The sequence below is a fragment of the Hydrogenivirga sp. 128-5-R1-1 genome, from assembly GCF_000171895.1.
Genome location: NZ_ABHJ01000001.1, coordinates 312,056 through 338,387, shown reverse-complemented (window position 1 = coordinate 338,387; position 26,332 = coordinate 312,056). Strand labels below are relative to the sequence as shown.

Here is a 26,332-nt window from a genome sequence, read left to right as displayed (position 1 = left end):
TTAAAGGAATTTCTTTAACACCTCAGAATCGCTGAAGGGATATTTTACCCCCTTGATCTCCTGATAATCCTCGTGTCCTTTGCCGAGGATAGCCACTATGTCTCCCTCCTTGGCTATATTCAGAGCCTCCGCTATCGCCTCTCTCCTGTCTGGAATAACCTTTACCTTACCTTTGTCCTCCACACCCTTAAGTATGTCCTCAATGATCCTTTCAGGCTCTTCGTCCCTCGGGTTATCGGAGGTGATTATCACAACGTCGCTCCACTTTTCGGCGGACTTGCCCATGAGAGGTCTCTTGCCCCTGTCCCTGTTCCCGCCCGCTCCGAAGACGCAGATGACCCTGTTTTTGGTCAGCCTCCTCATAGTTCTTAAGACATTGTCCATGGCGTCGGGTGTGTGGGCGTAGTCCACCACCGCTATGAAGCCCCTATCGGATCGGTGAACCTCAAACCTTCCCGGCACGTGAACATCCTTGAGAGCTTCCTGTATTGCGTTCGGATCTATACCTACCTCAAGGGTATAGCAGAGGGCTGCACTAAGGTTGTAAGCCTGAAAGTCACCTATGAGATTAGAATGGAATCTAAAGCTCTTGCCCTTGAAAGATACCCGCAACTCCGATCCATCAAAACCGGTCTTGAAGTCCTCTATCCGCAGTGTTTCTCCCTCCCTACCGTAGGTTAGGGCTCTGTCTCCGAGATCACGGGCGAGTCTCTTCCCGTAAGGGTCGTCTGTGTTTACCACCGCGAAGCGGTATTTGTAATCAAAGAAAAGACGTGCCTTCGCCCTGAAGTAATCCTCCATGTCCCTGTGGTAGTCAAGGTGGTCTTGGGTCAGGTTGGTGAAGATGACAGCCTCAAACTCCGTTCCCCAAACCCTGTATTGGTCAAGAGCGTGTGAGGAGACCTCCGCAACCACGTGGGTCGCCCCGCTGCCGACCATCTCTCTCAGAGTCCTGTGCCACGTTATAGGATCTGGAGTAGTCCTGCCAGAACCGAAGACCTTGTCCCCCAGCCTGTACTGGATAGTTCCCATCAGCCCCGCATGACTGCCGGACTTTTTGAGTATGCTCTCAAGTATGTAGGTGGTGGTGGTCTTGCCGTTTGTTCCCGTCACACCGACCACTTTGAGGCTCTCGGAAGGTCTTCCGTAAAAGAGGTGGGCGCTCTCGGCAAGGGTTTTTCTGGTGTTTTCTACCTTTATGACTCTTTGAACCGCTTCTACATCTCTCTCCACAACCACCGCAAGGGCGCCTCTTTTAAGGGCTTCCTGAACGAACTCGTGTCCGTCAAAGCGTGTCCCACGGATCGCAAAGAAGACGTAGCCTTCTCTAACCTCCCTTGAGTCTGCGGTTATGCCTTGGGCTTCTTTCAGGATGGCTTCCAGCTCTGCAGGGATCATCGGATAAGAAATATTAACCTACTCAAGCCGGTAAACTATGGGTAGAACCACGACCACCTCCCTCTCCGGTCTGGGAAACTCCCGGGAGGCAAGCCTTATCACCCTGAGGGCGTTCCTATCAAGGAGTTCGTAGCCCGAGCTCTTCTCTATCTTCTCTTCTTTAACGACGCCTTCCGGCGTTAGATAAAAGCTCACAACCACCGTCCCCTCCCAACCCATACGCCGTGCCACGGGAGGATACCTTAGGAAGCCCGCTACCACCTCCCTTATCAGGGACAGGTTCTCCTCAATATACTCCTCCTGATAACCGGTAGTCTCCTCAATTTCCTCTTCGTCCTCCTCCTCGCCCAGACCAACAGGGTAAGAGCTCACGTATTCATACTCCTCCACAGGTTTGGCGATCTCCTTGGGTGCGGGTGCAGTTGCCTTGACCACCTCTTCAGCTTTGATCTCTTCCTGAACAGCTTTCTTTTCCACAACGGGCACCGGCTGAGGCTTTTCGGGGGCTTTTTTGACGGGTATCTCCTTAACCCGTTTGGGCTCAGGCTTCAACGCGGGCTTTTTGTCTCTTCGCTTGGGCTTTACCCTCTTAATTTTCTTCACCACCTTCGGTTCTCTATGTGCCTTAGCCTCCTTCTCCAAGACCACCCTGCTGAGGTTTATCTTCACCACATCTTGGATCTTAAAAGACCCTTCGGGTTTTAGGCTAACGAAGGAAAAGACCAAGATCGCGTGGATCAGCAACGAGATGAGAATAGAGATCCTAAGACCCATCTCTGCGCACCACCATTCCCACGTCCTTGAAACCGAGAGAGTTCAGCAGGTCTAAGACCTTCACGAGAGCTTCAACCCGGGCGTCCCTGTCCACCCTAAGGTTTATCTCCCTACCGCTGCCCATAGCCCTCAGCTCCTCCCTCAGCTGGGTGAGGTGAACCTCCTTGCCCTGAAGGAATATCCTCCCATCCTTCTTGAGGGTTATGTTTATGGCGCTGTAACTCTTTCTCTCCTTGGCGTTCTCCGCAGTTGGCAGGCTTACGGGTATCTCACCCTGAACCATAAAGGTTGCGGTGGTCAGGACTATGGTGAGGAGGACGAGCATTATGTCCACGAGAGGTATGACGTTTATGTAGCTGAACTCCCTATCCTCCATTCTCAGCCTCCCACAGGGCTATCAGGACTTTCACCCTTCTGATCAGGAGGTTGTAGAAGATAACCGAGGGTATAGCCACCAGAAGACCCACAGCGGTAGCCTTCAGGGCGAGGGCGAGACCCACCATTATCTCCTTGGTGTTCACGAAGCCGTGGGAACCGACGGAGTAAAAGGTTAGCATTATGCCGAGAACCGTCCCCAGCAGTCCCACGTATGGAGCGTTCGCACCCACAGTGGCTATCAGATGCAGTCCCTTGGTGAGCCTTACCTCAAGCTCCTGTCTCTTCTTGAACTCCTTTAAGTTAACCCTCCTGAGGTAGAACCACCTCTCTATCGCCACGCCCAGAGAGAGAACGCTCATCAGCAGGAGAACACCTATGACGCCGTAATCAACGAGCTCCTTTATACCCTCCATGTTGTTAATTTTATGATAAAATTCACGTTAATTTAATGTTATAATTTTAATAAAATTAACAGGATTTTAACATGGGGTGGAAAAGGCTTCCTCTCTTCACTCACCCACGCCCCTCCAGCCCAAGGGGAGGGGCGTCTTTAAACTGCTACCTTATACCCCTCTTAATAATCACCCTAATGCTCTACCTGGGCTCATGTTCGCAGGAGGGAAACTACAACGGTCTGGTCAGCGACGAGTCTCCCGAAAACTTCTGCCTTAAGGGGTGGAATGGGAGAAGTGAGAGGGAGGTCTGCCTATCGGACCTCAAAGGGAGGGCGGTTGTGCTCTTCTTCGGATATACGAGGTGTCCCGACGTGTGCCCCAGAACCATGGATCTACTATCAAGAACCTTCAGGGGTATTCCTGAAGACATGAGGGACGGGGTAGCGGTGCTCTTTATCAGCCTTGATCCTGAGAGGGACTCTCCCAGGCACGTCCAGAGGTATGCGGGATTCTTCGGTGAAGGGTTTGTAGGTCTAACAGGGGGTGTGGAAGAGGTCGGTAGGGTAGCACGCAAGTTCGGGGTGCTTTACGAAAAGGAAGGTTCGGGAGGGAGCTACACCATAAACCACACAGCCCTCATATACCTCATAAGTCCCGACGGTGAACGCATGCTCGTTTACCCCATAGCTAAGCAGAAGCCAGAGCTCATAAGGGCTGATATAGAAAAGCTCATCTTAGGAGGTGATAGATATGAATAAGAGGTATCCGGTGCTGCTGCTGCTTGCCCCCCTCTCCCTTTCATTCGCTCAGGAGCTTGTCCTTGAAAAGGTGGAGGTCAAAACGAAGAGAGAAGTCCTGACACAGCAGGAAGTCAGGGAGAGCTTTGCCAAAGACCCCGGAGAAGCCCTTGAAGAGATGGAGGGCGTATGGAAGATCAGGAAGGGAGGTATAGCCAACGACATAGTAATAAGAGGATTCCAGCGTTCAAACCTGAACCTTCTCTTTGACGGAGCGCGCCTTTACGGAGCCTGTCCCAACAGAATGGATCCGCCCGCTTTCCACATAGACTTTGCGGAGGTGGAGAGCATTGAGGTGGTCAAGGGCGCCTTTGATGTAAGAAATTACGGAACCCTCGGTGGCTACGTGAACATCAAGACCATAAAGCCCAAGAAGGGACTCCACGGCAAGCTCCACGTGGGAGTGGGATCCTTTTCCTACCTGAATCCCTCCCTTAACCTCTCTTACGGAACGGACTCTTACTACGGGCTGATCGGGTACTCCTACAGGTACTCAAAACCCTACAAGACGGGAGAGGGTAAGAGGTTCACAGAATACCCGACGGGCATGAACGCTTACAAGGATAGCGAGAAGGACTCTACAGCCTTCAGGATAAATACCGCGTGGACTAAACTGGGCTTCACGCCCGCAAAGGATACGGAGTTGGAGATCTCCTACACGATGCAGAGGGCAAAGGACGTCCTGTATCCCTACCTGATGATGGACTCTCCCGAGGACAACGCGGACAGGGTGAACTTAACCCTGAAAAAAAACGCCCTGAAGGTGATCACCCACTACTCCTACGTTTACCACCGGATGGACAACAGCAAGAGGGTAAACCCGACCTTTATGGAGACCATAGCGAAGACCAAGACCTACGGCGCCAAGGTGGAGTACGACCTCGGAAAGCTGACCCTCGGAGCGGAAGCCTTCAGGTGGAACTGGACAGCTAAGACGAAGATGGGTTCCATGCCAACCCAGAACACCATACCCGACGTTGACATAACGGACTTGGGAGTGTTCGGCGAGTACCGGGAAAAGCTGAGCGACAGGATCAGGGTCGTGGGCGGTCTGAGGTTTGACACCACGGAGACCAAAGCGGACGAGTCCAAGGCAAACACCACCCTTTATTACGCCTACCACAACACGAGGGACACCTCGGAGAGGGATACCTACCCTTCGGGTAACGTTCAGCTCTTTTACAGAGCCTCCAAGAGCACGGAACTATTCGCAGGGATCGGCTATTCGGCGAGGGTTCCCGATGCGCAGGAGAGGTACTTCGCCTTAGACAGGATGATGAGCCAGCCCGACTGGGTGGGCAACCCGAAGCTGAAGCCCCCGAAGAACACCGAGCTTGACGTGGGCGTGGAGTTCAAAACCGGCAGGCTAAGTATGAAGACCACTCTCTTTTACAGCTACGTGAAAGACTTTATAACGGTTTATGAGCAGAGGGAGGTGAACAACCTCGTCTCCGGAGACAGAGCGCGATCCTACGCCAACGTTGATGCAACCCTCTACGGAGGAGAAGCCCGGGCGGACTTAGCCCTGTCGGATACCTTATTCCTGAGCGGAGACCTATCCTACGTTAAAGGAAAGAAGGACACAGACCCCTCAAGGAACATAACCGACGAGGACGTAGCCGAGATGCCACCCCTCAAAGGCAGGCTCGCCCTCAGATACGACACGGGCGTTTACTTCGCTCAGGTGGAAACCCTCATGCAGGCTACACAGGACAGGGTTGATTCAGACCTCGGCGAGACGAAGACCTCAGGCTGGGCTGTCGTGAACCTCAAGGCTGGCGGTGATCTGGGCGGTCTCAGGGTAGTTGCGGGTGTTGACAACCTCCTTGATAAGTTCTACTACGAACACCTCTCTTACCTGAGAGACCCCTTCTCCACCGGTAGCAAGGTGCCCGAGCCGGGAAGGAGCTTTTACCTCAACGTAAGCTATCTCTTTTAACTTCCCCACCTCCCCTCCGGGGAGGTCTCTATATTTAAAACCCATGAGAAGAGTTCCCCTGATACTCGTCGCCGTGATCCTGCTCTTTTCCTGCGCCCAGAAGAGGCTCGTGCCCGTGGGAAACGGAGTCAGCGTTGACCCGAAGAGCCACACCGCCGTATATGAGGATGAGCGAATTCGCATACTGGTAAAGGCTAACGCATGGGACGGCTATCCAGAGAGCCTCTCCTACAAGCTCCTTCCCATATACATGGAAGTGGTAAACAGAGGCGACGAACCGGTTGAGCTTAAAAAGGAAGACATAGTCCTGATAGACGACCTCGGTAATCAATACAACCCTTTAGACCCAAAGGACGCTGCGGAGGTGGCTCGTGGCGGTTCAAAGGTGGGAGTGTCTGTGGGTGTGGGCTTGAGCACCTCTCACTACGGACTGGGCTGGCTCGCTGGAACTCCCTATGATGTGGACACCGAGGACGTGGTGAACAAAGCCTTCATACCCGGCAGGGTCTATCCCGGCGCTAAGCTCAAGGGCTTCCTGTACTTCCAGAAGCTCCATGACAAAGCTAATAGAGTGACTCTCCGGATAGGCTATAAAATAGGTGGACGACCTTCGGTGGCGGAGTTCAAGTTCAAGGTGGAAGATGGCAAAGGTAGCGCTGATAACGGGAATAAGGAGGATAGGGAGGAGGATAGGTGAGCACCTCCTTGAGAAGGGCTACGACCTCTCATTAATTTACAGGACTTCTTCCTCGGAGGCGGAGTATTTAAGAGACCTCGCCCAAGGGCTCGGTAGGAGGGTAATAACGACGGAGGGAGACCTTTCCGATGAGAGGGTTTGTATCTCTGCGGTTGAGAAGACCGTATCCGAACTCGGGAGGATTGACGCATTCGTGCACCTCGCCTCACCCTACGTTAGAACACCCGTTCAGGAGGTCTCCGTAGAGGACGTTGAGAGGCACTTCAGACCCATAGCCATGGCTTTTCTGATCCTTTCAAGGGAAGCTTACAAGCACATGATCCTGAACGATGGAGAGATAAAGGGTCACATACTCACCTTTGGAGACTGGGCGGTTGAACACACTCCCTACAAAAACTACAGCGCCTACTTTCTCGCCAAGGGAGCCCTACACACCGCAGTCAAAGTTCTCGCCAAGGAGTTCGCCCCCCACGTTCCCGTGAACTGCATAGCCCTTGGACCTACCCTCAAGGCGGAAGACCTCACGGAGGAGGAGTGGGAGAGGATACTCAAGAACACACCGCTCAAGAGATCGGTCTCTATAAAAGACCTCCTTTCCCTTACGGACTTTCTCCTTGAAACGGAGAGCGTAACGGGAGAGATCATAATGCTTGACGGAGGAAGGCACATAGCGGGTTCTGGTCTCGGAAGTGTAGGATGAAGAAGGTGGGAGTTCTCTTCAGCGCAGGCGTGGAGAGTACATCTCTCCTGGTCTATTACTTAGAGAGGGGATACCTTACACTGCCCCTCTACGCCCGCTGCGGTCTGTCCTGGGAGAGAACGGAGTTGAAGTGGTCGGAGAGACTATGGGCTTTCCTAAAGTATAGGTACAAAAACTTAATGCCTCTGAAGACTTTCCCGGCGAGCGGTCTCCAGCCGAGCAAAGGAAGCATAGAGATACCTCTGAGGAACATAACGCTCGTCATGGGGGCGGTCGTCCACGCCTACGTTAAGGGTATAAGGAAGGTCGCTCTGGGAAGCCTCGGTATATATCCCTTCCCGGACAACAACAGGGACTACCTTGATAGGCTTGAGGCTCTCATCTCTGAGGGTGCGAGGGAAAACATAAGCCTTGAGACACCCTTCATGGGTATGGAGAAGTGGGAGGTTGTAAGGGAATTTTACCGCAAGGCTCCCTACAGGCTGACCTTTTCCTGCGTTAAGCCCATTATAGGCAAACACTGCGGGAAGTGTGAGAAGTGCCTTGAGCGTAAAGAGGGCTTTCTAAAAGCGGGTGTCCCAGACCCTACGAGCTATGTTTCTTCATAGCATCCTGTATCCTCTGCTCCATCAGGTCTTTGTAGTAGAGCTTTTCCTTCTTCAGTTTCTCTATCTCAAGCTCAAGGTCGTGGGTCATTGGATGGTGTTTCTCAAGTTTGGCAATATCTTTATCAAGCTCGTCGTGCTTGTCCTTCCACTCCTTAAACTGAGGGTCTTCCTCGTAAAGCTTTTTTATAACTTCCTCTCTGTTCATATCACATCCCCCTTTCTGGGTCTAAAGAGTATTAAACCACACAAGGACAGGAGGTAGCCCAGCAGGAGTGCCGAGAAGTTTCCCGCAAACAGAAAGAAGAGAAAGGCTACTCCGAAGGGAACACATAGGAGGACATAGCTCCAGAAGTACCGCCTGACGGCGGTGTAGCTCCAGTACTCCTCAGACATTGAGACGGGGAACATCTTCTTCCTTACAAAGAGGGCTACCGCATAGCTGATCAGGGCTGTGAAGAGCTCTATACCGTAAACGTATAGGACGAGCTTCGCGGACACGGGCATGGAGAAGAAACTGTATAAAGCCAGACTCACAAGGAAGAAAACCGTTATGGATACGAGGAAGGCGAGATTTAACTGTTTAGCCCTCTTTATAAAGAGCTCACCTTTATCTGGGGTAGTTCCCTGAGCCATACAAACTCTTCCCTTCTGGGACCGGTGGAGAGCATTATAACAGGAACGCCCGTAAACTCCTCTATGAAGCGTATATAGTCTTTTGCCCCCTGGGGAAGCTCCTTGAGTTCCTTGGCACCCTTCGTGCTCCTTTTCCAGCCTCTCAGGGTCTCGTACACCGGTCTTGAGGATTCCAGCACCTTCAGGGAGGCCGGGAAGTGCTCAAGTCTTTCTCCCTCGTAGTCGTATGCAACGCACACCTTTATCTCATCAAAGGTGTCCAGAACGTCCAGCTTGGTAAGAATTATTCCATCAAAGTGGTTCAGCTCCACCGCGTACTTGAGGGCGACCAGGTCTAACCAGCCACACCTCCTCGGTCTCCCGGTAGTTGAGCCGTACTCCCCACCTAAGTCTCTGAGTCTTTTGCCCTCTTCTCCCTCCAGCTCGGTGGGGAATGGTCCCCCACCCACACGGGTCGTGTACGCCTTTGCCACGCCTACAAAGTAGGCGTCTGAGAAAAACTTAGGAGAAAGTCCCGTTCCGTTGGAGAGCCCCAGAGCGGAAGAGTTGGAAGAGGTTACGTAGGGGTAAGTTCCCATGTCAACGTCCAGCATGGTTCCCTGAGCACCCTCAAAGAGGAGGGTCTTGTCGGTTCTGAGCAGGTACTGGGAGACGTCCCTCACGAGACCCCTGTACTTTGAATACTTCTCAAGGGTTTCCTCAAATATCCTTCCCGCATCAAGGTCGTGGTTCTCACAGAAGACCTTTTCACATATGTCTTTAACGAAGGCAACGTTCTCCTCTATGAGGGAGTAAAGCCTCCTTTCGTCGTCAAGGTCCGCGAGCCTTATACCTTTCCTGCCAAACTTGAACATGTAAGCGGGTCCTATGCCCCTGAGGGTAGTCCCTATACCGCTCTTCTTCTCAAAGAGCCTGTCAAGGAGCTTGTGGTATGGCATAACGAGGTGGGCTCTATCGCTTACCAGAAGCCTCCCCTCGTAGCCTATCCCCTTTTCCCTAAGACCTTCAAGCTCCCTGTCAAGGACGTCAAGGTCAACGACCATGCCCTGGGCTATCACGCCAACCACGTGGTTGTGGAGTATCCCCGTTGGAAGCAGATGGAGGATGAACTTCTCGCCGTTGGCTATGACCGTATGCCCAGCGTTGCTACCGCCCTGATACCTGACGGTTACGTCGTAGTTCTCTGAAAGGAGGTCAACTATCTTTCCCTTTCCTTCGTCGCCCCATTGAGCTCCTAAAATGACGAGTTTTCTGTCCATGGATTTAGCCCCGAACTTCTAATTGTATAATATGAGGCGTAAAGATGCACAGGGATAAGAGCTTTTACGTAATCCAGAACGTTGATTACGCCATGAGGATACTCTTCCTCGTGGAGAAGGAACCCAGAACCCTGGAGAACCTCCAGAGGGAAACGGGATTGAAACCCGAGAGAATAGAGAGGATTTTAGAAACCTTCGTTGATAGGGAGTGGTTGAGCTATCACGAGGAGTCGGGAAGGTACATGCTCGGCGTGAAGTGCTTTGAACTCGGAAGGGCTTACTTTCAACACTTAGACGTCCGCGCTCTCGCCCGACCCGTGCTCAGGGACATGGTGGACAGACTTAAGGAGAACGCCTACCTGACCACACGCATAGGTTACGAGGTTCTTTACATAGAAAAGCATGAGGTTGAAAAAGAGGTAGGCATACTCTCAAGGTTCGGGCGCGTCCTGCCCATGTATGCCTCCGCATCGGGAAAGATATTCCTCGCCTACTTTGATGAGAGGGAGCTTGAGGACTACTTCAGGAAGGTCAAGTGGGTAAGGCATACCGAGAGGACTAAGAATCCCGAGGAGGTCAGGGAGGAACTAAACAAGATAAGGGAAGAGGGATTCTCGGTAAACATAGGGGAGTATGAAGAGGACGTGGTCAGCATAGCTGCCCCCGTGTTTGATTACGCCGGAAAAGTAAGCTATACCGTCAGCGTGGTGGCACCCGCCTACAGGGTTCCTGAGGAGATCCTTCTCTCCAGATTCAAGGAGGTCACCATACACTCAGCTCAGGAACTCTCTAAGAGACTGGGGAAGCTCTAATCCCAGTAACCCAGCTTAAGGGATATGTCCAGAGCGGCGTCCTCCAGCAAGGGCTTTACATCCTCCTCTATCTTGCTAAGGGGTATCCTGTAGATGGGGGCAAGAACCTCCACCGCACCTATCGGTCTCCCCCTGTAGTCCCTTATAACGCACGCGCCGCCCGATATGCCCTTTTTGTCGTCGTGCTCATAATCAAAGACGAAACCAGCCTCGCCCCGGAGCGCCTTCTTTATAGCCTTAGCCGAGCTCACCTGACTGTTTATCCCGAACCTTCTACCTACCCTGGGTTTAACCTTGACAGGTTTTATGGTTTCCTCCGAAGCCACGTATATGATGAACTGCTGCTTCTCGTCCAACATGGCTAAGTTCACACTCTCACCGAGCTTAAACCTCAAACTCTTCAGGACGGGGATGGAAAGCTTCGTCAAAGGGTGCTTGTGTATGAAGCCGTATCCGAGGATCACGCACGCGGTGGAGAGCTTGTACTTCTCTGTCTCCTCCTCCTTCTCAACGAGCCTGTGTTCCTCAAGGGTAACTAATATTCTGAACACATTGTTCTTGTTCAGGTTAAGCTCGTTACTTATCTCTGTAACACCTGCAGCACCTTTTTCCATAAGAAGATCAAGGACATCAAGGGTTTTCTGCAGAGACCTCATTGGAGCAGTATTTTAACATTCTAACAGACCTAAAACAGTGTTTTAAAAACCTTGACAGCTCTCTCAGGCTCACATAAAATTTTTAACACTTTTTCCGAGGAGGAGATAATGCAGGCTCTGAAGGCTGATAACGTATACCCATGGGAAGGCAAGACCCAAAGACCTACCGAAGGTGAGTTCATAAAGCTGAACCCCGACAAGAGCATAAGCGTTCCCGACAACCCCATAATCCCCTACATAGAGGGTGACGGCATAGGACCAGAGATAACTCCTGCGATGATACAGGTGGTAAACGCCGCCGTTGAAAAGACCTACGGTGGCACGAAGAAGATAATCTGGGTGGAAGTCCTCGCCGGTGACAAGGCTGAGGAGAAGACGGGAGACAGACTCCCCCAAGAGACCCTTGACTTTTTGAAAGAGTCCGTTGTAGGCATAAAGGGACCCCTCGGCACGCCCGTGGGAAAGGGCGTCCGTTCCATAAACTCAGCCCTCAGACGTGCCTTTGATTTTTACTCTGCGGTTCGTCCCGTTTACTGGATGGGACAGCCCACGCCCATACCCGATCCCAAGAGGGTTGACGTGGTAGTCTTCAGAGAGAACACCGACGATGTTTACTCAGGGATAGAGTTCTTTTCCGGAACGGAAGAGGCTAAGAAGGTGAGGGAGTTCCTCATAAAGGAGATGGGAGCCAAGGAGAGCGGCTTTCCCGAGGACGTAGGAATAACCGTCAAGCCCATGAGCGAGTTCAAGACAAAAAGACACGTCAGGAAGGCTCTGAGATACGCCCTTGAGAACGGCAGGAAGAACGTTGCTGTCATAGGAAAGGGCAACATAATGAAGGCTACCGAAGGTGCCTTTATAAACTGGGCTTTTGAGGTGGCTGAGGAGCCCGAATTCAAGGACAAGGTGGTCACAGACCCCGAGGCAGAACCCGCAGAGGGACAGGTCAAGCTCAGCAAGGTTATAACCGACCAGATGCTCATGCAACTCGTCCTCAGACCCGATGCTTGGGACGTGGTGATAGCCCAGAACCTAAACGGAGACTATGTATCCGACCTTGCCGCCTCTCTCATAGGTGGTCCCGGCTTTGTGCCCAGCGGGAACATAGGAGACGGATACGCCCTCTTTGAAAGCACACACGGAACCGCATGGGACATAGCGGGTAAAGGGCTGGCAAACCCACTCTCCATAACCCTTTCAGGTGCCATGATGCTGGAGTACCTCGGCTGGAAGGATGCTGCTGAGAAGATATACTCCGCCGTCAGGAAGACCTTTGAGGACAGGGTGGGAACACCCGACGTTGCGAGCGGTTTTAAGAAGCTTGGCATAGAAGCTAAGGCAGTCTCCACCTCCGAATACGCTCAGGAGATAATCAGCAGGATCTAAATTATGGGTATGGCTGTTAAAGAAAAGCTTTCTAAAGAGGAGAAGCAGGAACTTCTCAAGGTGCTCACCTACGAGAAGGTCAAGGGTAAACCCATATACTACAGAGGCTACAAGAAGGTTCTCAAGGGAGAGCTACCCCCGGAGGCGGTGATGGGAAGTAGTGGACTGCAGGCTTTTTTGATCAGGCTATTGGTAGAGTTTCTTCTCGGTGCTTTAGACAGGAAGATGTATGAAGTCCTGTTTAACGAGATTGGATTTCTCTGCGACAAGGATTCTTGGAGGAATCTTGACATAGCCGTCTTTGAAAAAGAGAAAGTAAAACCACACCTGGTTCAGGATAAGCTGATTCCTATACCTCCCCTTGTAGTCATAGAGGTAGATACGAAGGCGGATCTCTCCAAATACATGAACTTTGAAGGATACATGTACGAGAAAGCGGAGGATCTCCTAAACGCCGGCGTCCAAAGGGTTATCTGGTATATAACCAAGGTCAAGAAGGTTCTCATCGCAGAGCCGGGCAAGGACTGGATAACCGCAGACTGGGACAGGGACGTTGAGGTTTTGAAGGGTGTGGAGCTGAATCTCAAGAAACTTCTGGATAAAGAGGGAATAGAAATCTGAATCAAGGAGGTAATTGATGAAGGTTAAGGTCAAGCAGAAGGAGGACTTTCACTTCGTAGGAATAGGTCCCGCTAACAGAGAGGTGCCCATAGACGCGGCGGACTACGTGGGAGGAAAGGGGAGAGGCATAAGACCTCCGGAACTCCTCTTTCAGTCCATAGCGGGCTGTGTGGGAATACACCTCTACGAGGCACTCCACAAGGAAGGCAAACAGGTTGACGACATAGAGATAGAGACCGACGCTGACAGAAAGACCGATGGCTATCCCAAGGTCTTCCTCAAGATATACCTGAACGTCAAAGTCAAAGGTAATGTGAGCGAGGAGGACGTAAAGAAAGCCCTTGATAAGACCATCTACGACCCGGGAACCTGTTCAATAGCCTACATGATAAACAAGGTCGCACCCATTGAGTACAAGGTGGAGATAGTAGGGTAAGATGGCAAAGACTGCTACAAAGTGGACTCTTTCAGAAGAGGAGAGGAAGAAGCTCCTTAAAGTGCTCACCTACGAAAAGGTTCGCGGAAAACCTATCTACTACAGGGATTACAAAAAGGTTCTGAAAGGGGAGCTTCCTCCGGAGGCGGTTATGGGAAGTAGTGGATTGCAGGCTTATCTGATAATGCTCTTGATTAAATTCTTGCTAAGCAAGCTTGACGAGGAAAAATTTATACTTCTTTCAAACGAGCTTGGCTTCCTTTACGGAAAAGGATCCTGGAGAAACCTTGATATAGCTGTATTTGAGAAAGAAAAAGTAAAGCCCTATCTTATGCAGGATAAATTAATTCCCGTCCCTCCAAAGGTGGTTATAGAGATAGATACAAAGGCAGACCTCTCAAGATACGGAAGTTTTGAAGATTATGTTCATGAAAAAACTCAAGATTTGTTAGATGCGGGTGTTGAAGAAGTGGTATGGATTTTTACCAAAACCAAAAAGGTGATGGTAGCGGAAAGAGGCAAAAAGTGGATAGTTCAGAACTGGGATGAGGATTTTGAAGTCTTAGCGGGTATCAAGGTAAACTTAAAAGACCTTATGGAGGAGGTTTCCTGATGTTCAAAAAACTCCTTGTCGCTAACAGAGGTGAGATAGCCTGCCGTATAATCAGGGCTGCCAAAGAGCTGGGCATTGAGACGGTAGCCATTTACAACGAGATAGAGGCAACAGCACGCCACGTGAAGATGGCGGACGAGGCGTACATGATAGGTGTTGACCCGCTGGACACCTACCTCAACAAACAGAGGATAATAGACCTCGCCCTTGAGGTGGGAGCGGACGCCATACACCCGGGCTACGGCTTCCTTGCGGAAAACGCAGAGTTCGCCAAGATGTGTGAGGAGGCTGGCATAACCTTCGTGGGACCCTCCTGGCAGGTCATAGAGCTCATGGGTGACAAGGCTCGTTCCAAAGAGGTGATGAAGAAGGCTGGCGTCCCCGTCGTTCCCGGATCGGACGGAGTTCTAAAGGACGTGGAGGAGGCTAAAGCCCTCGCCAAGGAGATAGGGTATCCGGTTCTTTTAAAAGCGACCGCCGGAGGCGGTGGTAGAGGAATAAGGATATGTAGGAACGAAGAGGAACTCGTTAAGAACTACGAGAGCGCCTACAACGAAGCTCAGAAGGCTTTCGGTTGCGGAGACCTCCTCCTTGAGAAGTTCATAGAGAATCCCAGACACATAGAGTTTCAGGTCTTGGGAGACAAGCACGGCAACGTCATACACCTCGGTGAGAGGGACTGCTCAATCCAGAGGAGAAACCAGAAGCTTGTGGAGATAGCACCCTCACTCCTTCTCACACCCGAAAAGAGGGCACACTACGGAGAGATAGTGGCTAAAGCTGCCAAGGAGATAGGCTACTACAACGCTGGAACTATGGAGTTCATAGCGGACGAGGAGGGCAATCTCTACTTCATAGAGATGAACACCCGTGTTCAGGTTGAGCACCCCGTCAGCGAGATGATAACGGGCATAGACATCGTCAAGTGGCAGCTCAGGATAGCCGCCGGAGAGGAGCTAAAGTACAAACAAGAAGACGTTAACTTCAACGGCTACTCCATAGAGGTCAGGATAAATGCGGAAGATCCTAAAAACAACTTCGCACCCTCGGTGGGAATGATAGAGCGCTACTACGTCCCCGGAGGGTTCGGGATAAGGATTGAGCACGCTGCATCAAGAGGTTTTGAAGTGACACCTTACTACGACTCCATGATAGCCAAGCTCATAGTTTGGGCGCCCGAGTGGGAGATAGCTGTGGACAGAATGAAGGCTGCCCTTGAGACCTACGAGATAACGGGTGTGAAGACCACCATACCCCTGCTGGTGGAGATAATGAAAGAGCCCGACTTCAGGGCTGGCAAGTTCACCACCAAGTATCTGGAAGAGCACCCGCAGGTCTTTGATTACAAGGAGCACAGGGACAAGGAAGACTTCGTCGCCTTCCTTTCGGCGGTAATTGCTTCTTACCATGGACTATAAAACTATTTGTAGGAGGTGATATGAATGGTTGAGGTTGTTGAAGAGATCAGGGAGAAGATGAAGGAATACGAGAAGAAGGGAGTTAAGAAGAAGATACATATATCCGACCTCACGCCCAGGGACGGACAGCAGTGTAAGCTGGCTACCCGTGTCAGGACGGACGATCTCCTGCCCCTGTGTGAGAAGCTGGACAAGTGCGGCTTCTACGCGGTTGAGGTCTGGGGCGGAGCCACCTACGACGTGTGTCTGAGGTATCTCAAGGAAGACCCCTGGGAGAGGCTCAGGAGAATAAAGGAGGTCATGCCCAACACCAAACTCCAGATGCTCTTCAGAGGTCAGAACATAGTGGGCTACAGACCCCGTTCCGACAAGACCGTTAAGAAGTTTGTGGAGAGGTGTATAGAGAACGGGATGACCGTCTTCAGGGTCTTTGACTCCCTGAACGACAACAGGAACATAGAGGTGGCGGTCAAAGCCATAAAGGAACTGGGCGGTGAAGTCCACGCCGAGATAAGCTACACCCGTTCGCCCGTCCACACCTACGAGAAGTGGATGGAGTACGCGAGGGAACTGGCGGACATGGAGCCCGACTGGATATCCTTCAAGGACGCCACCGGGATAATGCCTCCCTTTGAGTGTTACCAGATAATAAAGGGTCTCAAGGAAGCAACCGACGGACAGATACCCGTCCTACTGCACAACCACGACATGAGCGGAATGGCTACCATCAACCACATGATGGCTGTCCTTGCGGGAGTGGACATGCTGGACACCGTTCTATCACCCCTCGCCTTCGGCTCTTCCCATCCGGCCACCGAGACCATAGTCGCCGCCCTTCAGGACACACCCTTTGACACGGAGCTTGACCTCGCCAAGATAGCGGAGGCTGCAGAGGAAGCGAAGAAGATAAAGAAGAAGTACAGGAAGTACGAGACCGAGTATGCTGGCGTGAACGCTCAGGTTCTCATACACAAGATACCCGGCGGAATGATATCCAATATGGTTGCCCAGCTGATGGAGGCGAACGCCCTTGACAAGATGGAGGAAGCCCTTGCAGAGGTTCCCAACGTGGAGAAAGACCTTGGATACCCACCACTCCTGACACCTTCTTCCCAAATAGTCGGTGTTCAGGCGGTTCTGAACGTGATAACAGGAGAGAGATATAAGACCATAACCAAAGAGGTCAGAGACTACGTAGAGGGCAAGTACGGAAAGCCCCCGGGACCCCTCTCCAAAGAGCTCGTGGAGAAGATACTGGGACCCGGCAAAGAGCCCGACTTCTCCATAAGACCCGGAGACCTCGCGGATCAGGAAGAGTGGGACAAGGCAAAGGAAGAGGTCTCCAAGATAATCGGAAGGGAGCCTACCGACGAGGAGATACTCCTCTACATACTCTTCCCCATGCAGGCTAAGGAGTTCCTCACCCTCAGAGAGAAGGGAGAGCTACACCCCGAACCTGTGGAGGAACTGCCAGAGCTTGCGGAGACCGAAGCAGGAAAGGTCGTGGGCGCAGCGCCCGTGGAGTTTGAGATCGTCTATCACGGAGACAAGTTCAAGGTGAAGGTGGAAGGTGTCTCCTTAGAAGACCAGCCCGGCAAGCCCAGAAAGTACTACGTGAGGGTGGACGGAAGGTTAGAGGAGATACAGCTCTTCCCTCAGAAGGAAGCCATACCAGCCAGCGGAGGCACAGCCACAGCTGCTCCCGTGGGAGCGGAAGGCGGGATACCCAAGGCTACCGAGCCCGGAGACGTCACTCCGCCCATGCCCGGTAAGGTCGCCAAGATACTGGTTGAAGAGGGTCAGCCCGTTGAACAGGGTCAGACGGTCGCCATCGTAGAAGCTATGAAGATGGAGAACGAGATCCACGCCCCCATAGACGGCATAGTGAAGGAGATATTCGCCAAGGTGGGAGATCAGGTGAACCCCGACGAGGCGATCCTCAGAATCGTCCCCCACAAGGAGGACAACAGCTACCAGTAAAATAACCCTGTGGAAGAGTATCTAATAAATAGTCCCGAGGAGATGGAAGCCCTCGGGGCTTCCCTTGCAAAAAGACTGAAGGGCAACGAACTTATATGCCTCAAGGGTGAGCTCGGCGCGGGAAAAACCACCTTCGTCAAGGGTCTCGCTAAAGGGCTCGGGATAAAGGAAGGTTATCAGGTAAGGAGTCCTACCTTCACCATAGTCAACGAATACTCAACACAGAAGGGAAAGCTCATACACATAGACCTATACAGGGTCAGGGACTTTGATTACTCAGAGTTTCTGGGTGAGGGTGTGGTCGTGGTTGAGTGGAAGGAGGATAGAGAGGACTGCGACCTCTTCATAGAGATTGAGATCACTGGGGAGGAGCAGAGAAGGGTAAAGCTCTTCAGGAGGGCTTGATCCACCCCTTGAACCTGTTCACTAAACCTTCTCCAACCTCTATCCCCTCTTCGCCGAGCTCCTTTGCGAGCTTTTCCAGGAGCTTCTTGTGTTTCCCGCTCACATTCTTCGGAACCTCTATCCTGAAGGTTATTATCAGATTTCCCCTCCTGCCGTCCGCCAGGGGAAAACCCTTGCCCGGTATGGTCTTTGTAGAACCACACTCCGTCCCCGGCTGGACGAACACCTCTATCTCCTCTTCCTCAAGGGAAGGCACCTTTGTTACACCGCCCAGAACCGCAAGGGGGTAGCTTATGAGCTTCTCCATAAAGAGGTCATTGTTCACCTTCCTGAATACGGGATGCTCCATTAAGAACACCCTCAGGTAAAGGTCTCCTGGCTTTCCTCCGTTAACACCGAAGTGCCCCTTTTCGGGAACCTTGAGGACTTCCCCCTCATCAGTCCCAGGGGGGACGTTTATCTTTATCTTCGCCTGGGTTGTTACCCTTCCTCTCCCGAAGCAGGTTGGACAGGGGTTCTTAATTATGAAGCCTCTCCCTCTACAAACGGAACAGGGTCTCGGGAAGCTGAATATACCGCTGACCCTCCTCCCCTTCCCCTCACAGGCGTGGCAGACGACCGTCTCAGCCTTCCCCTTAACCCCCTTGCCCTCACAGTCCGGGCAGTCTATCCACCTCTCGTACTCAACCTCCTTCTCCGTGCCGAGCCCCGCCTCTTCCAGGGACAGATAAAGCTTCAGCCTTATGTCCTGACCCCTCTTAGGTCTCCTTGCCTTCTCCCTCTCACCCTTGATTATGCTCTCTATGAACTCATGTATGTACTCAACGAAGTCTCTGAACTTGCTCTCGTCCCCGCTCCTGAGTATCCTGTCGTACTCCTCCTTCTTCTCATCGTCGGAGAGAACGTGGTACGCCTCGTTTATCTCCTTGAACTTTTCCTCTGCCTCGGGGTCGGGGTTTCTGTCAGGGTGGTAGAGACGGGCGAGCTTCCTGTAAGCCTTCTTTATCTCGTCCTTTGTGGCGCTCCTCTCAACGCCCAGTATCCTGTAGTAGTCCTTTATGGCTGATCTCATCCGTTAATTATAATTCCCAGCATGGCACGGTGAAGTATGAGGGGGTCATAAATACCCATATCCTCAAAGAGCCTGCCCTCACCGCCGGTTATCACTATGGGAAGTTCTCTCTTGAACTCGTGAACCCACCGCTCCGCGGTAACCTTTATAAAGGAAAGGCTCTCCAGATAGGTGCCCCCCAAGATACACTCCCTCGTACCCTTGCCCAACAGGGTTTCCAGCCTCTCAGGTTTTACGTCTGGAAGTCCCTCCGCCTTCTCCGAGAGTGCTTTTAGCTTCAGCCCAAGCCCCGCAGTGATGAACCCTCCCCTGAAGACACCGTCCAGAAGGAGGTCAACCACCAGGGCAGTCCCCGCCATCACGAGGACAGCATCTTCGGAAATTTGGTCATTAACCCCGTATGCGAAGAGCACCCTGTCAACGCCCAGGGTCTCGGGAGTCTCGTAATCAATCTCAATAGGAACGTCGGAAACCTTTACGAACCTGACCCTGTCGCCGAAAACCTTCATGATCTCCTCGTTCAGGGACTCCTTAACGGAGGAGACGACAACGAGATCGTAATCCCCTGCAAGCTCTCCGAGTTTCCCGTGAGGTAGCCTCCCCATGGGCTTGGGTTTGTCCCCTTCAAACACGCATGCGTCAACGGTGGTGTTCCCTACGTCAAGGGTGAGCACCCTCATGCCTCAGAAACACCCTCCTCTACAGCCTTAAGGTAAAGGAGGTCAACTTTCACCTCTTCTTCTCCAAAGGCTTCCCTCATGGCGTTTCCTACCCTGTCTTTTTTATCCTCGGGTGTTATTGCACAGATGGTAGGTCCCGCACCGCTCAGGAAGACCGCATAGGACCCCGCAGAGTATCCGGCTTCCAAGACTCTATTAAATCCCTTTATAAGACCAGCCCTGTGGGGCTGGTGGAGTTTATCTTCCACAGCAGTCTTGAGGAGTTCGTACCTACCGGTGAGTATGGCGGAGACGAAGAGACTCGCCCTCTGGATGTTGAAGATCGCATCCTTTAGGGATACCTCCCTCTTTATAACGCTCCTCGCCTCTTCCGTGGAGAGTTCAAAGTCCGGAACAGCAAATACCAAAGATAGATCCGATGGGAAGGTGAGTTTGTTGAACGTTAGCTTTCCGTTCTGGACGCAGATCACAAAGCCTCCCACGAAGGCGGGGAGAAGGTTGTCGGGGTGGGGTTCAAACTCAAAGGCTACTCTGATCTTATCTTCCAGACCAACATCAAGGGAGTGGAGCTTCACGCAGGCTTCTATACCACCCACTATGGCGGTCGCTGAAGACCCGAGCCCTCTGGCTGTGGGGACTCTGTTTACCTGTTTGAGCTTGAAGGGTTTGGGACTTACTCCGAAGACCTCGCAGGCTCTCTTATAGACCTTGACCACCAGATTGTTCTCGTCCTTGGGTAGGTCTTTGCCTTCTCCTTCTATTTCCACGCCGAAGGCGTCACCCTCTTCAAATATAAAGGTGTTGTATAGGTTCAGGGCGAGACCGAAGGTATCAAATCCCGACCCGAAGTTGGTTGTGGTGGCGGGAACCTTGAGCTTCATGGAGAATATGATAAGCTACATACCCACGTTGCAGGGAAGGATATAAACTTTAAATTCAAACTTAGGAGGTAAGGAAATGGGAATGCCCACAAGGGAAGAGGTTGAAAAGGTTCTTGATGAGATAAGACCCGCTCTGAGGTTTGACGGCGGAGATGTGGAGCTGGTGGACATTCAGGAGGATGGAACGGTTCTGGTCAGGCTGGTCGGTGCTTGCTCCGGATGTGGAATGTCCGTTCTGACCCTGAAGGCTGGAATAGAGAGGGCTCTCAAGCAGAAGTTTCCGGAGATAAAGGAAGTCAAGGACGTTAATATGGACGTCCCGATGTCCTTCGGGCTGTGAAGTTCTTTTCATAGACTATATTCACGCCCAGTTCCCGAAGGAAGTTTATAAACTCCTTGTAGCGCCAAATCCTGTTGTCGCATAGGACTATGGTGCCTGAGTCTGTCTTTTGTCTTACGAGCCTGCCTACGCCCTGTCTGAACTTGATGAACGCCTTCCTGCGCTGATACTCAAAGGGGTCTTCTCCCACGCTACGCAGGTATCTTATGCGGTGGTAGGTTACCGGGTCTTCGGGACTTTCAAAGGGGAGCTTGGACATTAGTATTCCCTTCTCACCTCTTACGTCTATGCCTGTCCATAGACTATCAAGACCTATCAGAACCTTTATCTTCCCTTCCCTGATCCTCTCTATCAAGGAGTTCAGGCTATCCTCTCCCTGCTTGGCTATGTCTCCCTCTCCATCAAAGAGTTTTAGATGCCTGCGGTTGGTCAGTAGCACGAGGACTTTCTCGTGTAGGTTTCTTATATCTTCGTAGGACTCCTTGAGTTTCTCCTCCCAGCCCTCTCTCTTGGGGTTGGTGTTGGTGATTATGAAGGTTACCTTTGAGTAGTCAAAGTTGTGTCCAAGGCGGTAGAACTCTCCTCCTATGCCGGTGGTGAACTCTATGTCTTCCGGGTCTATGGTTGCGGAGGTGAGGAGAACTCCCTTATAGGAGTGGGGGTCAATTATCCCTCTGGGGAAGACGGGGAATATCTCCATCTTGTAGTTGTAGGTCTGGAGCTTCTTACTCCAGCTTTTGGAGACCTTGTAGCCGAACTCCTCCTTGTCTTCCTCGCAGAGCCTTATGAACTGGGAGAGCTTCTGGAGTTTTCGCTCTATGTAGTCAAGCTTCTTGATCTTCTCTATCAGTCGGTTCTCCTCCTCGTCGGGGTCTTCGTAGCCCGCCTTGAACCTGTCAAGGAACTCTGGTGGGAATAGGAGGGTGCTCTCTAAAAAGCCCTTGAGCTTGAAGCTCACCATGAGTCTACCTTCAAGGAACTCCTCCGCTTCTGCGATCAGCCTCTCCTTTATGTCGGAATAGACCTTCTTTATGGGTTCTGAGAGCTTATCCTTCAGATCAAGGACGTATGGTGAGAGACTCTCAAGGACTACCTCATGCTTCTCCTCCGTAAAGAGGCTCTCCAACCTATCTCTGAAGAAGTCCTCCGGGCTGAGTTTTACCTCCTGACCCGAGAGCTTCTCAAGGACACCTATCAGCTCCCTGAACCAATAGACCGACAGGGCGGATGTGCTCGCAAGGGTTAGATACCTGTCAAGCTCGTGGGCTTCGTCTATGACGAGGACTCTCTCCTCCGTGTTCTCAAAGTCTTTGAGTGCCAAGAGGGCATGGTTCACCACCAAGATCTGAGACCTTGCTTCCCTGAGCTTTACCTTCTCCCAGTAGTAACACTCGCTCCTATACGGGCAGACGCTCCTGTAAGAGGGTGTGCAGTAGTCGTCGTCCACGTTTATTTTGGAGACCGCCTCCGGCGTGCAGGAGCTCAGGGTTAGGTCTCCCTCCCACTGGGTCTCCATCAGATCGGGAACGTCTCCCAGCTCTTCCGCCGGTGGTCTCTCTTTATGCAGTCTGTCAATGCAGAGGTAGTTTCCCTTGCCCTTTATCACCGCATAGCTGACGTCCTCTCCCGTCAGGAGTTTGTAATGACCCGTGAGGAACTCTATATCCCTCTTGAGCTGGTCTTGGAGTATCTTGGTGCCCGTGGATATGATAGCCTTCTGACCGGAGGTTATTAAGGGTATAAGGTAGGCGAAGGTCTTTCCCGTTCCCGTGGGAGCCTCAACGAGCTTAACACCGCCTTCATCTAAGAGGTCACGGACTAAGGCTATAAACTTCTCTTGCGACTCCCTGCGGTCGTATCCTTTGGATATAAGGTATTGGTAGAAGGCTTCAGCATCCATTACAGGACTTTAATATAACCGAAGCCGTTGGACTGGAGCCTCCCTATGCTTCCCACTCCGGAGGGCACTATCTTCACGAAGTCAAAGAAGTTTTCGTACTTGAGCTTCAGACCTCTTATGGTTATGTCGCAGATGTAGAACTCAACCTCAAACTGGGAGAGGTAGGCGAGGCGCTCTTGGGCACGCTTGACGTCTATCTTCTCCTTCTCCCACTTGGTTCCCTTGTGGGTCTTCATGAAGAACTTGACTCCCACTCCGTTCGCCACGAGTATGAGTTTTATCCTGAAGGGGTCAAAGTCGTGAGCGGATAGGTGGTTCCTCATGTTGGTAAGCATGGCGTGGAACCTGTTTTCCTGCGGGAAGTCGCAGTGATAGACCACAGCATCGTCCGTCTCCTTCTGCGGTAAGTCTTCAAGGGTGAGGCGCGGGAGTATATCCTTTTTTTCCTGAGCAAAAGCTCCCCTCATAACGAGAGGTGTTGAGAGGGTTAAAACTCCTAACTTGAAGAAGTCCCTTCTGTCCATGACACACCCCCTTTTTTTCTGTCTAATTTTAATTTAGGGTCTTGGGATAAAAAGAAAAAGGAGGGGGGGAGGGGCGAGCCATGGAGGGGTTCAGCAGTTTTCGCAGGACGCGAAGTTCTTCTTCGCCTCTATAGCTTTCTGGGCGGTTTCAGGGTCGTAAGCCCTTCCCTGCCAGAGCATCGTGTACGCTATCTCCTCGTTCCCGTTCTCGCAGAGCTCAAGGACTCTCTCAAAGAGCTTCTGGAACTGAGGGCTCTGGTGGGACTTCTCATGTTGCTCAAAGGAAGTCCAGAAGGTAACTATGAGAGCTTCCTTATCCTTTAGGGGTGATACCTCTTTGTCCTCAACCGTTGAACCCTCTTTAGAGATCATGCCCGCGTTCATGAGGACGAAGCCTCCTATGAAGCCGTCTATGGAGTGGAAGGTCTTAACGTGTTCACAGAGCTCAGCCACCCTCTCTTCAAGGTCATCAACGGTGTACTCGGGCTTCAGTATTACCCTGTTTATCGTTACAACCCCGTCCGGGGGGAATTGTTCTATCAGTGCCATAACTCCTACCTCCTGAAATTTGTTATCTATTAGGATATTCGTATATAAGAAAATTATTATGACCTGTGTCAAACAAGGGCAAAGGGAGGCATAGAGGACTCTTTGGGAATATAATTAATAGACACTATGAAGATACACGAGGGAGAACTGAAGGCTGAAGGTCTGAGGTTTGCGATAGTTGCCTCAAGGTTTAACCACATGCTCGTGGACAGGCTCGTAGAGGGCGCGATAGACTGCATTCTCAGGCACGGAGGCAGTGAAGACAACATAGAGCTTGCGAGGGTCCCGGGCTCCTGGGAGATTCCCGTCGCCGTTGGAAAGTTTGTTAAGAGAGAGGACATAGACGCTGTGATAGCGCTCGGAGTCCTGATAAGGGGGAGCACACCCCACTTTGAATACATAGCCTCAGAGGTCTCAAAGGGAATAGCAAACCTATCCATAGATGCGGGCAAGCCCGTCTCCTTTGGGATAATAACCTCAGATACTTTAGAACAGGCTGTAGAGAGGGCTGGCACCAAGATGGGCAACAAGGGATGGGAAGCAGCTCTCTCAGCCATAGAGATGGCAAACCTCTTCAGGAAGCTCGCCTAAGTCATGCGTTTCAGAAAGAAAGCCAGAGAGAACAGCCTTATGGTGCTTTACCGATGGGATATAAGGGGCGACTCCATAGACAGAATCCGTGAAGAGTACGTTGAGGAGAAGGGCATAAAGAACAGAGAGATAAGGGAGTACATGGACAAGCTCCTTTCAACGGTCAGAGACAAGCTCCCCGAGATAGACTCTCTCATATCGGAGTACTCCGAAGGCTGGAGCTTTGACAGACTCGGTTACATAGAGAGGAACGTCCTCCGGCTGGGCGTTGCAGAACTGCTCTACGCAGATCCACCGGACCCCGGCAGAGCTTTCAACGACTATCTTGACATAGTCAAGAGGTATGCCGACAGGAAGGCGGCACGCTTTGTGAACGGGATACTTTCAAAGATATATAAGGAGCACAGGGCTACCTCTTCAGCGAAAAGAGCAGGTTGAGTATAAGGGTCAGGAGCACGCTCAGGAGTATAGAGGTAGCTATAGGGAAGTAGAAGGTGAAGTTGTCCCTCTTCACAACTATGTCTCCCGGGAGCCTCCCTATACCGAGGGGTAATTTCTCAAAGAAGATCAGCAGGACTCCCAGAAGGACCATAACCACCCCGAACAGCACCAGCATCTTGCCAACTTCTGACATATCTATAGTTTACAGCGTTCTTCTATGAGGGTGTTAAAGGCTTCACCCCTCTCCACGTAGCTTGAGAACATATCAAAGGAGGAACACCCGGGAGAGAAGAGGACGAAGTCCCCGGGCTCAGCCACCCTCAGAGCCGAGTCAACAGCCTCTTCAAGGGAACTCATAGTTTTTATATTAGAGCCACCGCCGAAGGCGGTCTTCATGGACTCCCTCGTCTCGCCTATCAGGAAAGCCAGCTTCAGCTTTCTTTCCGCCGTTTCCCTGAGGGGCTTAAAGTCAGCTCCCTTGTCTTTGCCCCCCGCTATGAGTATCACGCTCCCGTCAGGAAAGCTCTCAAGGGCAGCCTTCAAGGCGTTCGGTGTCGTTGACTTTGAATCGTTGTATATCTCAACCCCTCTCCACACCTTAACGAGCTCCATCCTGAAGGGAAGTCCCCTGAACTCCCGAAGAACCTCTCTTATGTCCTCGGTGGACACACCCTTGAGGCGGGCTATTATTGAAGCTACAACGGCGTTCTTAAGGTTGTGGGCGCCTTTTAACCTAAGGTCTCCCAGCTCAAAGAGGAGCTCCCCCCTGAAGAGAACCCTTCCCTCCGCAACTACGACCTCCCTGTCAACCACCACCCTGTCGGCTTGCGTGGGTGTGCTCAGCACTTCATCCTGTAAGGAACCTGCTATAAAGGTATCCCGGGGCTCTTGACGCGAGAATATGTTGTGCTTACTCCTCAGGTAATCTCCAAGGTCTGGGTGCCAGTCAAGGTGGTCTTCGTGAAAGTTCAGAAACGCCCCCACGCTCGGTCTGAAGGTGTTTAGAGTTCTGCCCTGGAAAGAGGAGACCTCCACCACAGCGGTGGACTTAGGGTCTGACATGACCACTTCCGATAGGGGAGTTCCTATGTTGCCCGCCTCGTGAACATCTTTGATCTTCTTAGATAGCATCAAACTGGTCAACCTCGTCGTCGTGGACTTGCCGTCAGTTCCCGTTATAGCCACCACATCTCCCTCAAAGAACCTGTAGGCGAGCTCAAGCTCTCCAATTACCTCTATGTCCCTCTTCAGGGCTTCCTTCCAGAGGGGGTGTCTTGGGGGTACTCCCGGGGACAGGACTACCACATCAACGGAGTCTATAAATTCCTCCCAGCTGTCCCCTTTTGCATCGTCCCCAGAGTAGACTTTACAACCTTTCTCTTTTAGAAGTTGAACAGCGGAGAGTCCACTCTTCCCGAGTCCCCAGACAAGGTAGGTTTTCATCGTTTT

The 26,332-nt window shown here is 51.8% G+C and carries 32 protein-coding genes; 16 read left to right on the top strand and 16 right to left on the bottom strand.

Annotated elements, in window-relative coordinates; genetic code table 11:
* Genes HG1285_RS15255 through exbB form a run of 4 tightly spaced genes read right to left on the bottom strand, consistent with a single transcriptional unit; the run spans position 1 to position 2,963 of the window.
* Complete coding sequence (locus tag HG1285_RS15255; RefSeq protein ID WP_008286170.1) at positions 1-1,398, bottom strand: UDP-N-acetylmuramoyl-L-alanyl-D-glutamate--2,6-diaminopimelate ligase; 1,398 nt, start codon at positions 1,396-1,398, stop codon at positions 1-3.
* A gap of 18 nt (positions 1,399-1,416) precedes the next feature.
* Entirely contained in the window at positions 1,417-2,172 is a 756-nt protein-coding gene (locus HG1285_RS15260) for an energy transducer TonB (RefSeq protein ID WP_083793020.1), read from the bottom strand.
* Positions 2,162-2,548 (bottom strand): biopolymer transporter ExbD, encoded by a 387-nt coding sequence (locus HG1285_RS15265; protein WP_008286168.1) that lies wholly within the window; start codon positions 2,546-2,548, stop codon positions 2,162-2,164. The genes HG1285_RS15260 and HG1285_RS15265 overlap by 11 nt, the downstream gene beginning before the upstream one ends.
* The gene (exbB, locus tag HG1285_RS15270) at positions 2,538-2,963 is read right to left on the bottom strand and encodes a TonB-system energizer ExbB (protein ID WP_008286167.1); all 426 of its coding nucleotides are present in this window, start codon (positions 2,961-2,963) and stop codon (positions 2,538-2,540) included. Before exbB ends, HG1285_RS15265 begins: the two co-directional genes overlap by 11 nt.
* A gap of 71 nt (positions 2,964-3,034) precedes the next feature.
* Between exbB and HG1285_RS15275 the strand changes: the two genes are divergently transcribed.
* From HG1285_RS15275 to HG1285_RS15295, 5 genes are read left to right on the top strand one after another with little or no spacing between them, the layout of a single operon-like run.
* Entirely contained in the window at positions 3,035-3,703 is a 669-nt protein-coding gene (locus tag HG1285_RS15275) for an SCO family protein (protein ID WP_008286166.1), read from the top strand.
* Positions 3,696-5,681: a TonB-dependent receptor gene (locus HG1285_RS15280; RefSeq protein ID WP_008286165.1), complete on the top strand. Its 1,986-nt coding sequence runs from the start codon at positions 3,696-3,698 to the stop codon at positions 5,679-5,681. Before HG1285_RS15275 ends, HG1285_RS15280 begins: the two co-directional genes overlap by 8 nt.
* 43 nt (positions 5,682-5,724) lie before the next feature.
* On the top strand, positions 5,725-6,378 hold the full coding sequence (locus tag HG1285_RS15285) for a hypothetical protein (protein WP_008286164.1): 654 nt from the start codon (positions 5,725-5,727) through the stop codon (positions 6,376-6,378).
* Positions 6,323-7,078 (top strand): SDR family oxidoreductase, encoded by a 756-nt coding sequence (locus tag HG1285_RS15290; RefSeq protein ID WP_008286163.1) that lies wholly within the window; start codon positions 6,323-6,325, stop codon positions 7,076-7,078. Before HG1285_RS15285 ends, HG1285_RS15290 begins: the two co-directional genes overlap by 56 nt.
* Positions 7,075-7,686, top strand: a complete 612-nt coding sequence (locus HG1285_RS15295) for a 7-cyano-7-deazaguanine synthase (protein WP_008286162.1) — start codon at positions 7,075-7,077, stop codon at positions 7,684-7,686. The genes HG1285_RS15290 and HG1285_RS15295 overlap by 4 nt, the downstream gene beginning before the upstream one ends.
* Here HG1285_RS15295 and HG1285_RS15300 read toward each other — a convergent pair.
* From HG1285_RS15300 to HG1285_RS15310, 3 genes are read right to left on the bottom strand one after another with little or no spacing between them, the layout of a single operon-like run.
* Positions 7,664-7,891, bottom strand: a complete 228-nt coding sequence (locus HG1285_RS15300) for a DUF465 domain-containing protein (protein ID WP_008286161.1) — start codon at positions 7,889-7,891, stop codon at positions 7,664-7,666. The two genes, HG1285_RS15295 and HG1285_RS15300, sit on opposite strands and share 23 nt — an antisense overlap.
* On the bottom strand, positions 7,888-8,319 hold the full coding sequence (locus HG1285_RS15305; protein WP_008286160.1) for a hypothetical protein: 432 nt from the start codon (positions 8,317-8,319) through the stop codon (positions 7,888-7,890). The genes HG1285_RS15300 and HG1285_RS15305 overlap by 4 nt, the downstream gene beginning before the upstream one ends.
* Positions 8,277-9,578: an adenylosuccinate synthase gene (locus tag HG1285_RS15310; RefSeq protein WP_008286159.1), complete on the bottom strand. Its 1,302-nt coding sequence runs from the start codon at positions 9,576-9,578 to the stop codon at positions 8,277-8,279. Before HG1285_RS15310 ends, HG1285_RS15305 begins: the two co-directional genes overlap by 43 nt.
* A gap of 44 nt (positions 9,579-9,622) precedes the next feature.
* Between HG1285_RS15310 and HG1285_RS15315 the strand changes: the two genes are divergently transcribed.
* Positions 9,623-10,390 (top strand): IclR family transcriptional regulator, encoded by a 768-nt coding sequence (locus tag HG1285_RS15315; protein WP_008286158.1) that lies wholly within the window; start codon positions 9,623-9,625, stop codon positions 10,388-10,390.
* On the opposite strand, the gene HG1285_RS15320 is transcribed toward HG1285_RS15315, so the two are convergent.
* Positions 10,387-11,046: an IclR family transcriptional regulator gene (locus HG1285_RS15320; RefSeq protein WP_008286157.1), complete on the bottom strand. Its 660-nt coding sequence runs from the start codon at positions 11,044-11,046 to the stop codon at positions 10,387-10,389. The genes HG1285_RS15315 and HG1285_RS15320 overlap by 4 nt on opposite strands.
* 108 nt (positions 11,047-11,154) lie before the next feature.
* Here HG1285_RS15320 and HG1285_RS15325 point away from each other — a divergent pair, with 108 nt between their 5' ends.
* Genes HG1285_RS15325 through tsaE form a run of 7 tightly spaced genes read left to right on the top strand, consistent with a single transcriptional unit; the run spans position 11,155 to position 17,905 of the window.
* The gene (locus HG1285_RS15325) at positions 11,155-12,432 is read left to right on the top strand and encodes an NADP-dependent isocitrate dehydrogenase (RefSeq protein WP_008286156.1); all 1,278 of its coding nucleotides are present in this window, start codon (positions 11,155-11,157) and stop codon (positions 12,430-12,432) included.
* Between the two features lie 9 nt (positions 12,433-12,441).
* Complete coding sequence (locus tag HG1285_RS15330; RefSeq protein WP_232219438.1) at positions 12,442-13,053, top strand: Uma2 family endonuclease; 612 nt, start codon at positions 12,442-12,444, stop codon at positions 13,051-13,053.
* A 16-nt stretch (positions 13,054-13,069) separates the two neighbouring features.
* Positions 13,070-13,489 carry an OsmC family protein gene (locus tag HG1285_RS15335; RefSeq protein WP_008286154.1) on the top strand — a complete coding sequence of 140 codons (420 nt, stop codon included), beginning with the start codon at positions 13,070-13,072 and terminating at the stop codon, positions 13,487-13,489.
* Between the two features lies 1 nt (position 13,490).
* A complete protein-coding gene (locus tag HG1285_RS15340) occupies positions 13,491-14,102 on the top strand; it encodes a Uma2 family endonuclease (RefSeq protein ID WP_008286153.1) in 612 nt (203 codons plus the stop codon).
* Positions 14,102-15,520, top strand: a complete 1,419-nt coding sequence (gene accC, locus HG1285_RS15345; protein ID WP_008286152.1) for an acetyl-CoA carboxylase biotin carboxylase subunit — start codon at positions 14,102-14,104, stop codon at positions 15,518-15,520. Before HG1285_RS15340 ends, accC begins: the two co-directional genes overlap by 1 nt.
* Positions 15,521-15,544: 24 nt before the next feature.
* The gene (locus tag HG1285_RS15350; RefSeq protein WP_008286151.1) at positions 15,545-17,500 is read left to right on the top strand and encodes a pyruvate/oxaloacetate carboxyltransferase; all 1,956 of its coding nucleotides are present in this window, start codon (positions 15,545-15,547) and stop codon (positions 17,498-17,500) included.
* Between the two features lie 9 nt (positions 17,501-17,509).
* The gene (tsaE, locus tag HG1285_RS15355; RefSeq protein ID WP_232219437.1) at positions 17,510-17,905 is read left to right on the top strand and encodes a tRNA (adenosine(37)-N6)-threonylcarbamoyltransferase complex ATPase subunit type 1 TsaE; all 396 of its coding nucleotides are present in this window, start codon (positions 17,510-17,512) and stop codon (positions 17,903-17,905) included.
* Here the strand turns inward: tsaE and HG1285_RS15360 are convergent.
* Genes HG1285_RS15360 through thrB form a run of 3 tightly spaced genes read right to left on the bottom strand, consistent with a single transcriptional unit; the run spans position 17,892 to position 20,538 of the window.
* Positions 17,892-18,977 carry a DnaJ C-terminal domain-containing protein gene (locus tag HG1285_RS15360; RefSeq protein ID WP_008286149.1) on the bottom strand — a complete coding sequence of 362 codons (1,086 nt, stop codon included), beginning with the start codon at positions 18,975-18,977 and terminating at the stop codon, positions 17,892-17,894. The two genes, tsaE and HG1285_RS15360, sit on opposite strands and share 14 nt — an antisense overlap.
* Complete coding sequence (locus HG1285_RS15365) at positions 18,974-19,657, bottom strand: type III pantothenate kinase (RefSeq protein WP_008286148.1); 684 nt, start codon at positions 19,655-19,657, stop codon at positions 18,974-18,976. Before HG1285_RS15365 ends, HG1285_RS15360 begins: the two co-directional genes overlap by 4 nt.
* The gene (gene thrB / locus HG1285_RS15370) at positions 19,654-20,538 is read right to left on the bottom strand and encodes a homoserine kinase (protein WP_008286147.1); all 885 of its coding nucleotides are present in this window, start codon (positions 20,536-20,538) and stop codon (positions 19,654-19,656) included. Before thrB ends, HG1285_RS15365 begins: the two co-directional genes overlap by 4 nt.
* A gap of 76 nt (positions 20,539-20,614) precedes the next feature.
* Between thrB and HG1285_RS15375 the strand changes: the two genes are divergently transcribed.
* Positions 20,615-20,878 (top strand): NifU family protein, encoded by a 264-nt coding sequence (locus HG1285_RS15375; RefSeq protein WP_008286146.1) that lies wholly within the window; start codon positions 20,615-20,617, stop codon positions 20,876-20,878.
* Here the strand turns inward: HG1285_RS15375 and HG1285_RS15380 are convergent.
* From HG1285_RS15380 to HG1285_RS15390, 3 genes are all read right to left on the bottom strand, one after another.
* On the bottom strand, positions 20,844-22,778 hold the full coding sequence (locus HG1285_RS15380; RefSeq protein ID WP_008286145.1) for an ATP-dependent DNA helicase: 1,935 nt from the start codon (positions 22,776-22,778) through the stop codon (positions 20,844-20,846). The two genes, HG1285_RS15375 and HG1285_RS15380, sit on opposite strands and share 35 nt — an antisense overlap.
* Positions 22,778-23,302 carry a DsrE family protein gene (locus HG1285_RS15385; protein ID WP_008286144.1) on the bottom strand — a complete coding sequence of 175 codons (525 nt, stop codon included), beginning with the start codon at positions 23,300-23,302 and terminating at the stop codon, positions 22,778-22,780. Before HG1285_RS15385 ends, HG1285_RS15380 begins: the two co-directional genes overlap by 1 nt.
* A gap of 90 nt (positions 23,303-23,392) precedes the next feature.
* The gene (locus HG1285_RS15390) at positions 23,393-23,851 is read right to left on the bottom strand and encodes a hypothetical protein (protein WP_008286143.1); all 459 of its coding nucleotides are present in this window, start codon (positions 23,849-23,851) and stop codon (positions 23,393-23,395) included.
* 126 nt (positions 23,852-23,977) lie between these two features.
* On the opposite strand from HG1285_RS15390, the gene ribH reads away from it, so the two are divergent.
* Both ribH and nusB read left to right on the top strand, forming a co-directional pair.
* Complete coding sequence (ribH, locus tag HG1285_RS15395) at positions 23,978-24,442, top strand: 6,7-dimethyl-8-ribityllumazine synthase (protein ID WP_008286141.1); 465 nt, start codon at positions 23,978-23,980, stop codon at positions 24,440-24,442.
* Between the two features lie 3 nt (positions 24,443-24,445).
* Positions 24,446-24,880 (top strand): transcription antitermination factor NusB, encoded by a 435-nt coding sequence (gene nusB, locus HG1285_RS15400; protein WP_008286140.1) that lies wholly within the window; start codon positions 24,446-24,448, stop codon positions 24,878-24,880.
* Here nusB and HG1285_RS15405 read toward each other — a convergent pair.
* Positions 24,852-25,076: a DUF2905 domain-containing protein gene (locus tag HG1285_RS15405; RefSeq protein WP_032496270.1), complete on the bottom strand. Its 225-nt coding sequence runs from the start codon at positions 25,074-25,076 to the stop codon at positions 24,852-24,854. The two genes, nusB and HG1285_RS15405, sit on opposite strands and share 29 nt — an antisense overlap.
* A 2-nt stretch (positions 25,077-25,078) precedes the next feature.
* A complete protein-coding gene (gene murD, locus HG1285_RS15410) occupies positions 25,079-26,326 on the bottom strand; it encodes a UDP-N-acetylmuramoyl-L-alanine--D-glutamate ligase (protein WP_008286138.1) in 1,248 nt (415 codons plus the stop codon).
* Between the last annotated feature and the right edge of the window lie 6 nt (positions 26,327-26,332).